The organism is uncultured Parabacteroides sp. (assembly GCF_902493135.1).
Classification (GTDB): Bacteria; Bacteroidota; Bacteroidia; order Bacteroidales; family Tannerellaceae; genus Parabacteroides.
Genome location: NZ_CABUOD010000051.1, coordinates 15,370 through 27,742, shown reverse-complemented (window position 1 = coordinate 27,742; position 12,373 = coordinate 15,370). Strand labels below are relative to the sequence as shown.

Genomic DNA, 12,373 nt, shown 5'->3' with positions numbered 1-12,373 from the left:
GATAAAATAAGCCTTATTTTCAATATTCGTCTATTTTTTAAATGAAAGAGCCGTGTCTCTCGACTAAGAAATCTCACATTTTCATGTTTCCTGTTACAAAAAATACATATATTTGTCTGACATTAAAATTCAAATTATGAAAATTTACTACTTTATTATCACCCTCATTATCTGTTTTTGCGCCCCCCTTCAGGCACAAAACAAAGCGGACAATTTTAAGCAACAGGCACAGAATAGCTTTGAGAACAAAGACTATACGAAAGCCCGCTATCTTTATATCCAAGCGTATAAGGATTATGCAAATGAAGGAAAAATAACGCAGGCAGTCGAATGCGGTACACAGGCGGCATCCCTCTATTACCGCGAGAACTACTTTCAGGAGGCGTTCGATCTTTGCCGGCAAATGAGCCAGATAGTGGCGAATCAGGAACAGGCGGAACAAAAGAAACTGTACGACTTGCGTTTTATGATAACAAAAGAGCGCCTGCAGATGTACATCAAGTTGAGAAACGCCGCACAAGCGCAGCTCCAGCTTAACACGCTGGACAACCTGGCCGAAGAATCAGGCAGTCCCGAACTTTCCGAAGAGTTGTTGTACACTAAAGCCGATTACTTCTATATCTTCGGACAGAAGAATGAAGGAGATGCAGCATTCAACAAACTCATCAGCCGATACCGGGAGAAAAAGGAATACGGCAAAGTCAGCGAATGCTATCAAAACCTGATCGCGATTGCACGCAAAGCCAACAATACCTCGCTGATGGAGCAGACCTACGAGAAATATATGGTATGGACCGATTCCGTAAAGATGCTTACCGCAGAGGATAAATTGGGCGCCTTGCAACAAAAATACGACGACAGCCTGCAAACGATACAGGAAAAAGACGATCAGCTATCCGCCAAGCAGTATGTCATCGCCGGACTCTGCACGTTGGTCGCCATCCTGATTGCCGCACTGGCGTTCCTGGCATTCCTGGTCATGCGTTTCATCATCCTGAACCGGAAGCTGAAGAAGATTATCCGGACGATCACCGAGCACAGCGAGCAACAGACTGGATTCATCCAAAGCATATCGGCGCAGATGGAACCGACGCTGGACGAAATGAGCAAGTCGGTAGCCGGATTGCAGGCCGCCGCACCCGGACAGGCGAAGGCCATACAGGCCCGTGTCGATGCCCTGAAACTGTTCGGGAACCATATACAAGAACTTTCTTCGCTTGAAAACTCCTTGCTGGAGACCTATGAAGCGCAATCTTTTAATGTCAGCTCTTTCTGCGAGAAAGTGATAGAACAGATAAAAGAGGATGTCCGTCCGGGCGTCGAAGTCACCACGGATATCCCGAAGATCGAAATCAAGACAAATGCCGAACAGTTGCAACGCATCTTGCTGCATCTGCTGAGAAATGCGGCGATCTACACGACATCGGGCAAAATCAAGCTGGAATTTAAAAAGAAAGGAGCCCATATCTGCCAGTTTATCGTTACCGACAACGGTCCGGGCATCCCTGCCGAAAAGCAGGAAGTGATCTTCAAACCCTTTACCGAAATCAAAGACCTGGCCGATGGCGACGGACTGGGATTGCCCATCTGTTCCCTGATCGCTTCGAAGATAAACGGCACACTGTCCATAGACCCCGAATACAAAAAAGGCAGTCGCTTTATTCTGGTATTACAGGTGTAACTTGACACATACATTGCCTGACGCAGGCGAACACGTTTCCCTGCGTCAGGCTACATCCGGTAAATATCATTCCATCCTCGCCTTTTACCTTCCTCCCAAGCATGCATATCAAAAAAAAACACGGCATACTTTTACTTTGTTACGATAAAGCAGTAATAACGCTACAAATTATCACATAAACTGACCATTCACTGTCAAATAGAAACAAACCGACTCTTAGAATAAAAAAGCCTCTCTTCATTTGCACGCAATACTATTACATTTTGAAACAATTACCATATATTTGCCAGACATTTTGCTATAAAAAGCAAATATTTCACAAACATAAGGTCAACAAACAATGAAAGAAAGAAGCCATTTGAATAACAAACAAGGTTTATACGATCCGGTTAACGAGCATGACGCTTGCGGCGTAGGATTGGTCGTAAACGTTCACGGCGGCAAATCGCACGACATTGTAGAGTCCGCCCTTAAGGTACTGGAAAACATGCGGCACCGGGGTGCGGAAGGAGCGGATAATAAAACCGGCGACGGTGCAGGCATCCTGCTGCAAATCCCACACGAGTTTATCTTACTGCAAGGTATCCCCGTACCGGAAAAAGGCAAATACGGAACCGGGCTGGTCTTCTTTCCGAAAGACGAGACGCAGCGTTCGGCCATCCTCAGTATCATGATCGAAGAGATCGAAAAGGAAGGGCTGACCTTGATGCATCTGCGCAAAGTTCCTGTCAACACGGACATCTTAGGAAAAGACGCACAAGACACGGAACCGGATATCAAACAGGTGTTCATCACCGGATGCGACGACCGGCAGGCATTGGAACTGAAACTCTACCTCATCCGCAAACGGATCGAGAAGCGGGTGGCGGCATCCGACATACCGGACAGGAAGGATTTCTATGTGGTGTCGCTTTCCACCAAGAGCATCATATATAAAGGTATGCTGGAGTCGATGCAGCTTCGCCACTACTTTCCCGACCTGACCAACCACTACCTGACAAGCGGGCTGGCACTCGTCCACTCCCGTTTCAGCACGAACACATTCCCGACCTGGAGCCTGGCACAACCGTTCCGCCTCCTGGCACATAACGGGGAAATCAACACCATACGGGGCAACCGGGGCTGGATGGAAGCGCGTGAAAGCGTCCTGTCCTCTCCCCGCATCCCGAACATAGACGAGATACGCCCGATCATCCAGCCGAGTATGAGCGACAGCGCTTCGCTGGACAACGTGCTGGAGTTCTTCGTGGCGTCCGGCATGAGCCTGCCGCATGTCATGGCGATGCTGGTCCCGGAAAGTTTCAACGAGAAGAACCCGATATCGGAAGATCTGAAGGCGTTCTACGAATACCACTCCATCCTGATGGAACCGTGGGACGGCCCGGCCGCCCTGCTCTTCAGCGACGGACGGTATGCCGGAGGAATGCTCGACCGCAACGGCCTGCGCCCGGCACGCTACCTGATCACGAAAAACGGCATGATGGTCGTGGCATCCGAAGTGGGCGTGATGGACTTCGAGCCGGGTGAGATAGAGGAAAAGGGACGACTGCAACCGGGCAAGATCCTGTTGGTCGATACGGAAGAAGGCAAGATCTATTACGACGGCGAACTGAAAAAGCAGCTTGCCGACGCACAGCCCTACCGCGTCTGGCTGGCAAACAACCGGGTGGAACTGGACGAACTGAAATCCGGGCGCCGCGTCCCGCACACCGTTACCGGATATGACAGGATGCTGCGCACTTTCGGGTACAGCCGCGAAGACATCGAGCGCATCATCACCCCGATGTGTACAGGCAGCGCGGAGCCGGTCGGTTCGATGGGGAACGACACGCCGCTGGCCGTCCTCTCCGAGCGCCCGCAACTGTTGTTCAACTATTTCCGCCAACAGTTCGCACAGGTGACGAACCCGCCGATCGACCCGCTTCGTGAAGAATTGGTCATGAGCCTGACGGAATATATCGGCGCCGTAGGGAGCAACATCCTCATTCCGAACGAGGCACATTGCAAGATGGTACGCCTCGCCCATCCGATACTGACCAACACGCAATTAGATATTCTTTGCAATATCCGCTATAAAGGTTTCAAGTCCGTTAAGCTGCCGATGCTCTTCGATGTGTCGCGGGGCAGTGAAGGACTGAAAGCCGCCCTCGACCGCCTTTGCAAGCAGGCGGAACAGTCTGTCGCAGACGGCGTGAACTACATCATCCTGAGCGATAAGGACGTGGACGAGACGCATGCACCGGTTCCCTCGCTCCTTGCCGTCAGCGCCGTGCACCACCACCTGATTTCCGTACAGAAACGGGTACAGACCGCATTGGTGGTGGAGACGGGGGAAATGCGCGAAGTGATGCACGCCGCCCTGCTCTTAGGCTACGGGGCAAGCGCCATCAACCCGTATATGTCGTTCGCCATCCTCCAAGACTTGGTGGACAGGCAGGAGATACAACTCAACTACGAGATGGCACGCAAGAACTATATCAAAGCGCTTTGCAAAGGCCTGTTCAAGGTCATGAGCAAAATGGGGATCAGTACGATCCGCAGCTATCGAGGCGCCAAGCTGTTTGAGGCAGTCGGACTTTCGACCCCACTCATCGACACCTATTTCGGCGGGACGAGCAGCAGTATAGGCGGTATCCGCCTGCAAGAGATAGCCGCCGACGCCACCGCCCTGCATCATCAGGCTTTCGGTAAGACAATAGACGGTATGATTCTTGAGCACAAAGGGCTATACAGCTTCCGTAAAGACGGTGAGAAACACGCGTGGAACCCGGAGACGATCTCGGCCCTTCAACTGGCGACCCGCCTGGGCAGCTATAAGAAGTTCAAGGAATACACGCATCTCGTAGACGAAAAGGACACGCCGATCTTCCTCCGCGATTTCCTGACCTTCCGGACGGGAAAACCCGTTCCGGTCGAAGAGGTGGAACCGGCAAGCGAGATCATGAAACGTTTCGTCACGGGAGCCATGAGCTTCGGCTCGATCAGCAAGGAGGCGCACGAGACGATGGCGATGGCGATGAACAAGATACACGGACGCAGCAACACCGGGGAAGGGGGCGAAGACTCCGCCCGCTTCACTCCCCGCGAAGACGGTCTCTCCCTCCGTTCCGCCATCAAACAAGTGGCCTCCGGGCGTTTCGGCGTGACGGCCGAATATTTAGTGAATGCGGACGAGATACAGATCAAAGTCGCCCAAGGCGCAAAGCCGGGCGAAGGCGGACAACTGCCGGGATTCAAGGTTAACGAGGTGATTGCCAAAACGCGTCACTCCATTCCGGGTATCTCGCTGATCTCTCCTCCTCCCCACCATGATATTTACTCGATCGAAGACCTGGCGCAACTGATCTTCGACCTGAAAAACGTCAACCCGCAAGCCGAGATAAGCGTGAAGCTGGTATCGGAAAGCGGCGTCGGGACGATCGCAGCAGGCGTGGCAAAAGCGAAGGCCGACCGCATCGTCATATCGGGTGCCGAAGGGGGAACGGGTGCTTCGCCGATAAGTTCCATCCGCTATGCCGGACTGCCTCCCGAACTGGGATTGTCGGAGACGCAACAGACACTGGTCATGAACAACCTTCGCGGGCAGGTCCGCCTGCAAACCGACGGACAGCTGAAGACCGGACGCGACATCGTCCTGATGGCCCTGTTGGGAGCCGAAGAGTTCGGTTTCGCCACTTCCGCCCTGATCGTGCTGGGCTGCGTGATGATGCGCAAATGCCACATGAACACCTGCCCGGTGGGTGTCGCCACCCAAAACGAGGAACTGCGCAAACGTTTCCACGGCCGCCATGAATATTTGGTGAACTTCTTCACCTTCCTTGCCGAAGAGGTCCGGGAATATTTGGCGGAGATGGGCTTCAAGAAGCTGGATGACATCATCGGGCGCACGGATCTGATCGAGCGGCGCCTCTCTACGCCATCTGTGTCCGGTAAATACGCATTGCTCGATTTCTCCAAATTACTGCACACCCCGGCACAGGCTGCCGCAAATGCCATCCGGCATACGACAGAGCAAGTACATCCGATCGGTCATGTGAAAGATCGCGATATCATCCTGCATGCCATGCCTGCCATCGAGCACCGGCAAGAGATTTCTTTGGATTATGCCATAGCCAACACCGACCGCTCGGTAGGCGCCATGCTCTCCGGCGAGATTGCCAGACGATACGGCAACGCAGGACTGCCGGAACATACGCTCAATATCAAATTCAAAGGTTCAGCCGGACAGAGCTTCGGTGCCTTCCTTGCGCACGGTGTCAACTTCCGACTCGAAGGGGAAGCCAACGATTATTTAGGCAAAGGCTTGAGCGGCGGGCGCATCAGTGTGATGCCTCCGGTACGGTCGACCTTCGTGGCCGAAAACAACACGATTGCCGGAAACACCCTGATGTACGGGGCGACAAGCGGTGAAGTGTATATCAACGGACGTGTAGGCGAACGTTTCTGCGTGCGCAACTCCGGCGCTATCGCCGTCGTGGAAGGAGTAGGCGACCACTGTTGCGAATATATGACCGGAGGACGCGTGGCGGTCCTCGGACGTACAGGCCGCAACTTCGCCGCCGGCATGAGCGGAGGTGTCGCTTATGTGTGGAACAAGGAAGGGGACTTCGACTACTACTGCAATATGGAGATGGTCGAACTCTCGCTGATCGAAGACAGCACCACACGCAAGGAACTGCACGAGCTGATCCGTAAGCACTACCATTTCACCGGCAGCCACCTCGCCGGCAAGATGCTCGACAACTGGGACAAATATGCGGATGAGTTCATCCAAATCGTCCCGATCGAATATAAAAAAGTCTTGCAGGAAGAGCAGATGAAGAAGTTGCAGAAGAAAATCGCCGAAATGCAACGCGACTATTAATGAACAACACGGATGGAAGCCGGAATACGACCGGGGGAGAGACATCTCTCTCATAATTCAGTCTTAAATATAAATTAAAGCATTCATTCACAATGGGAAATCCGAAAGCATTCCTCACCATACACCGGCAAGAAGCCGGATATCGTCCCGTCCACGAACGCATCGACGACTTTAGCGAAGTAGAACAAACGCTCAACAGCAGCGACCGCCGCACACAGGCCTCCCGCTGCATGGACTGTGGCGTGCCCTTCTGCCACTGGGCCTGCCCGTTAGGTAACAAACAACCCGAATGGCAAGACCTGCTCTATAAAGGCAAATGGCGCGAAGCCTTCCACGTGTTGGAGCAGACCTGTGACTTCCCGGAGTTCACCGGACGCATCTGCCCCGCCCTCTGTGAGAAAAGTTGTGTGTTGAAACTGAGCTGCGACGAGCCAGTCACGATACGCGAGAACGAAGCAGCCATCGTAGAAGCCGCTTTCCGCGAAGGATACATCCAACCGGTCCGCCCTGTCCGCAACGGCAAGCGGGTAGCCGTGATCGGCAGCGGCCCGGCCGGACTGGCAGCCGCCAACCAACTGAACCGCCGGGGATACGAAGTGACGGTATTCGAGAAGTACGAACTGCCAGGCGGCCTGCTCCGATTCGGCATCCCGAACTTCAAATTAGGGAAGAACATCATCGACCGCCGTATCCGGTTGATGGAACAGGAAGGGATCGTCTTCAAAGTCAACACGATGGTCGGCAGCGAAGTATCCGCCAAAGAGATCGCCTCGACGTTCGATGCCGTCTGTGTCGCCATCGGCTCCGAAGTACCACGCGACCTTCCCATCGAAGGGCGTAACCTGAAAGGCGTCCACTTTGCCCTCGAACTGCTGTCGCAACAGAACCGCCTCCTCGAAGGCATCGCCATCCCGCCTAAAGACATCATCAACTGCAAGGGCAAGAAAGTCCTCGTCATCGGTGGCGGCGACACGGGAAGCGATTGCGTCGGGACCGCCAACCGCCACGGAGCCGCAAGCGTGACACAAATCGAAATCATGCCCCAGCCACCCGTCGGACAGAATCCGGCAACGCCCTGGCCCCTCTACCCGCAGGTACTGAAGACAAGCAGCAGCCACGAAGAGGGATGCGTCCGCCGCTGGAACCTCGCCTCCGTCCGTTTCATCGGTGACAAGAACACCCTGAAAGGCGTCGAAGTCGAAGAGGTGGAATGGTTACCGGCCAAAGAAGGGAACCGGCCGGAAATGCGTAAGACCGGTCGTACGGAAGTGATCGAAGCCGACCTGGCGTTTCTCGCGATGGGCTTCATCCACCCCGAACAGGAGGGCCTCGTCAAAGAACTGTCCCTTGCTATCGACGCACGTGGCAACATCGCCATCGATCCGGCCACCAACCGGATAGCGGGCACAAACATCTTCGCTTCCGGCGATGCCGTCAGCGGGGCCAGCCTCGTCGTCCGTGCCATGGCCTCCGGCCGCAAAGCCGCCGCTGCCATCGACCAATATCTCAGAGACAAATAACTTTTAATTATTAATTATCAATTATTAATTCCCATGTGTGGCATTACAGCAATCTTCAACATCCATAGCGGCGCTGCCGACCTTCGTCAACAGGCCCTGAAAATGAGTAAACGCATCCGTCACCGCGGCCCGGACTGGAGCGGCATCTATCAAGGCAAGACCGCCATCCTCGCCCATGAACGCCTCTCCATCGTCGATCCGGCATCCGGAGGCCAACCGCTGAAAAGCAAGGACAGTCAACTTATCCTCACCGTCAACGGCGAGATATACAACCACCGCGAACTCCGCGAACAGTTGAAAGGCGAATATGAATTCCAGACCGGGAGCGACTGCGAAGTCATCCTCGCCCTCTACCGCAAATACGGTGTGGGATGCGTGGAAAAGCTGAGTGGGATCTTCGGGTTCGCCCTCTACGACGAAGCGAACGACTGCTACCTGATCGCCCGTGACCCGATCGGCGTCATTCCCCTCTATATCGGCCACGACGACGAGGGGCATCTCCTCGTATCATCCGAACTGAAAGGGCTCGAAGGTTTCGCGACCGCATACGACCAGTTTCCTCCGGGACATTATTTCTATAGTCGCGATAAGGATTTCACCCGCTGGTACGTCCGCGACTGGATGCAATATGACAATGTCAAAGACAATCCCGCCAATGTAAAGGAACTGCACGATGCTCTCGAAGCGGCCGTACGTCGCCAACTGATGAGCGACGTACCCTACGGCGTACTCCTCTCCGGCGGTCTGGACTCGTCCATCACCTCCGCCATAGCCAAAAAATACGCTGCCAAACGTATCGAGACCGAAGGAAAGGCAGATGCATGGTGGCCCCAGCTGCACTCTTTCGCCGTCGGCCTCAAAGGAGCGCCCGACTTAGCGGCAGCCAAGAAAGTGGCTGAGTATATCGGTACTGTCCACCACGAGATCAACTACACGATCGAAGAAGGGCTCGATGCCATCCGCGATGTGATCTACTATATCGAGACATACGACGTGACAACCGTCCGCGCCTCAACCCCGATGTATCTGCTGGCCCGTGTCATCAAGTCGATGGGTATCAAGATGGTGTTGAGCGGTGAAGGGGCGGACGAGGTGTTCGGAGGTTACCTTTATTTCCACAAAGCCCCGGATGCAAGGGCCTTCCACGAAGAGACCGTCCGCAAACTAAGCAAACTCTATATGTACGACTGCCTCCGAGCCAACAAGAGCTTGTGTGCCTGGGGTGTGGAAGGCCGCGTTCCTTTCCTCGACAAGGAGTTCCTCGATGTTGCCATGCGCCTCAATCCCGAAGCCAAAATGTGTCCCGGCAGCGTGATCGAGAAGAAAATCCTCCGCGAAGCCTTTGCCGAGATGCTCCCTCCGGAAATCGCCTGGCGTCAGAAAGAACAGTTCTCCGACGGCGTCGGCTACAGCTGGATCGATACGCTGAAGAAGGTGACCGCCCAAGCCGTCAGCGACACCGAAATGGCAGACGCTGCCCTGCGCTTCCCGATCAACACGCCGCAGAACAAAGAAGAATACTTCTACCGTACCATCTTCGAAGAACATTTCCCCAGCGAAAGCGCCGCCCGCAGCGTACCGAGCGTCCCCAGCGTCGCCTGCTCCACAGCCGAAGCCCTCGCCTGGGATACTTCCTTCAAAAACATGAACGATCCGAGCGGACGGGCGGTGAAAGGGGTACATGAAGCGGCATACTGACCACAGTATGCCGCTCGGCACGTGCGATTCTTCAAATCAGGACGTAAAAAATTTGATTCTAAATCAAAAATAGTATTTTTGTCACCTCAAAATACTAACAGGACTTTTAAGTTTATGAATATCAAATTAAGGGATAACATCACCGGAGTATTAGGGGTAATCATTAGTTTCATTCTCACAATCGGTTGTACGGACAACAATGATAACAACGGGCCGATAGAAAGTAAATACGGTCTTATTCAAATGTCTGAAAATGATTATAACCCAGACAATACTTCCTATATTTTACAGGATGGCGAACCTGACAGCCTTCTTTTTAACCGCAACCAACGCAGTTTTCGTGTAAACGCTCCTTTACAGGTTTCCATCACCGACAACCAAGAATTCCTTTTCCGTTTTTACTGTCCGAGAGGAATCAATAACGTAATCGTATGGGCAACCATAGAGGGGCATGAAAAGGAATTACGATTTGCGGAATTCACACGAATACAACCTTTCCAAGAATTCCGGACGAAAATTCCTTTTATCAATAAGGATAAAATCTATTATACCCGGCAAGGTGAAGAAGTGATCGTCCCGGCAACTCCCGATATCAAAGCCGGCAACATCAAATTGCGAATTGAGTCTGTCGACCCTGTCTATCAAGGCATGATCAATGTAAAACCTAAATGGAATATCTGGTTCGGCAAATACTCCGGATCCAACTGGGGCAGTTTTGCTCCCCATCTGGCCAGAGAAGCGGTAGCTTTGTCCTTGAACATGGCAGCCATGTTCTCGACTTCCCTGTTCGAACAGGAACTGGACAAATGGAAGGGAAAACTGATCAACAATGGAAACGTTGTCGATATCAACACGTTGAAAAAACAAATCACCAATCATTCAGGATTTTGCTTCGGACGTGTAGTGAACGTAGTGGGACTCGGAGGAGGCAACACCTACGGATTAGGCGAATATGTTTATTTAACCCATTATGCCGACGATGCCAACGGAAGCGACACTCCCTATCACGAGATGGCACACTGCCTGGGCTACGGGCATAGCGGCAATATGACCTATTATCCGGCGGAAGGGGGGTTCCCGACCGTCTGCATGAAAGTCTACTCGCAACTGTCCAGGGAAAAGAAATTACCGGTCTATTCACGCCGCTTCCTTCATACAAGACGAAACAAGAACCTGGTGGAAAACAAAAGTATCTATACCGCTTCTGCCTATATCATCGAAGATCCGGAGTTGGATGCCATAGATGGCGGTCTTAGCATTCCTTTCACAGAAACGGACAAGGCCGGACACGAAGGCTCCCCTCTTTCTTTTACCATTTCCGTACTGGACGTACCGGGAGCAACGGTCGAAACGTTTCAGCCCAAAGCCGTCCACTTGTACCAAAACATGCTGTATGTAGCCAACAGCGCTCCCGGCCATTACAGTCTTGAAATCTTCGATGTTTCTTCCGGCATCCGCCATATACGGAGCATCCGAAAATGGACAGACAACGAGACAGAAGAGACATTTGCCGGAGAACCTACCGGGGTAACCCGCTCTTTCAATAAAATATATGTGGCAAACGCAGGAAGTCGTACAGATGTATTCGACGCTTCCACATATGAATTCATAACCTGTATCGGAACCGGGACGTGGGGAGAAGGAAATTTTCAGACTGTCCATGCCTTTGATGTGGTCGCCAGCCAAGGAAGCATCCTGATCCGGGACAAACGCAAACTGGTCGTCGTTCTGGAAAACGACGTACAACCCGGTACGGCACGAAAAATCCCCGTCTACAGCCGCAGCGCCAACCTGAAAGAGGCTTTCGGGACATACGGAATCGCAATCAACGAAAAAGGGCTCATCTATGCGACCGCCCAAAATACGAAGAAAGTCCATATCTTCGATCCGAAAAACATACGAGAAGGCAACAGCGGTTTCATGTATAACAACGTTTCCCTCGGTTTTGAAAACGCACCCCAATCATTAGCTTTCATCGGTAACCGATTATTCGTAACTCTGCGTGCCAATAGCAAACAGTCCGAGCTATGGGAAATCGACCCGTCCAACGGCAAGCTGTTGCAAAATCTCACCGGCACCCTCACAGAGCCTGAAAAAATAACGGCCTCCCGCCAGACATTGCTGGTAGTAGACCGTGGAACGCAAAGTATCAGAGCGATACCCGCAAAGGATTTATAAAAAATCCTTCCGCATCGGACTGAACGTATCGACCAGGACTCCTGCTTCCAGACACCGGCAACCATGCAGGACACCTGGTTTCATATAGACTCCATCGCCTGCACGGACGATCTTTGTCTCGCCATCCGTCGTGAACTCGAACACGCCGCTTGCCACATAAGTCGCCTGCGTATGCGGGTGTGTATGAGGCGTACCGACAACCCCGGTTTCAAACTTGACCTTAACCATCATCAGGTCGTCATTGTAGGCCATGATCTGGCGAACGACACCTTCGCCGGCATTTTCCCACTTTATTTCGCTCTCATACTGAAAATTATTACTTTCCTTCTCCATCCTATTCTGTTTATATGCAGACAAAAATAGAAATAAATACAGAAACAGGAATAGGATTATCCGTCAAATTGTCCTACTTTTGAGGAATAATATAAATTT

At 52.5% G+C, this 12,373-nt stretch carries 6 protein-coding genes; 5 read left to right on the top strand and 1 reads right to left on the bottom strand.

Annotation, left to right across the window (positions count from 1 at the left end):
• Nucleotides 1-136 precede the first annotated feature (136 nt).
• The 5 genes from RDN79_RS16740 (at nucleotide 137) to RDN79_RS16720 (ending at nucleotide 11,941) form a co-directional block, all read left to right on the top strand.
• Entirely contained in the window at nucleotides 137-1,681 is a 1,545-nt protein-coding gene (locus RDN79_RS16740; RefSeq protein WP_298553184.1) for an ATP-binding protein, read from the top strand.
• Nucleotides 1,682-2,021: 340 nt separating this feature from the next.
• Nucleotides 2,022-6,545 (top strand): glutamate synthase large subunit, encoded by a 4,524-nt coding sequence (gltB, locus tag RDN79_RS16735; RefSeq protein WP_298553186.1) that lies wholly within the window; start codon nucleotides 2,022-2,024, stop codon nucleotides 6,543-6,545.
• A 92-nt stretch (nucleotides 6,546-6,637) separates the two neighbouring features.
• The gene (locus tag RDN79_RS16730) at nucleotides 6,638-8,065 is read left to right on the top strand and encodes a glutamate synthase subunit beta (RefSeq protein ID WP_298553189.1); all 1,428 of its coding nucleotides are present in this window, start codon (nucleotides 6,638-6,640) and stop codon (nucleotides 8,063-8,065) included.
• 33 nt (nucleotides 8,066-8,098) lie between these two features.
• On the top strand, nucleotides 8,099-9,763 hold the full coding sequence (asnB, locus tag RDN79_RS16725) for an asparagine synthase B (RefSeq protein ID WP_298553191.1): 1,665 nt from the start codon (nucleotides 8,099-8,101) through the stop codon (nucleotides 9,761-9,763).
• 114 nt (nucleotides 9,764-9,877) lie between these two features.
• Complete coding sequence (locus tag RDN79_RS16720; RefSeq protein WP_298553193.1) at nucleotides 9,878-11,941, top strand: hypothetical protein; 2,064 nt, start codon at nucleotides 9,878-9,880, stop codon at nucleotides 11,939-11,941.
• On the opposite strand, the gene RDN79_RS16715 is transcribed toward RDN79_RS16720, so the two are convergent.
• Nucleotides 11,936-12,274 carry a cupin domain-containing protein gene (locus RDN79_RS16715; RefSeq protein WP_298553195.1) on the bottom strand — a complete coding sequence of 113 codons (339 nt, stop codon included), beginning with the start codon at nucleotides 12,272-12,274 and terminating at the stop codon, nucleotides 11,936-11,938. The genes RDN79_RS16720 and RDN79_RS16715 overlap by 6 nt on opposite strands.
• Between the last annotated feature and the right edge of the window lie 99 nt (nucleotides 12,275-12,373).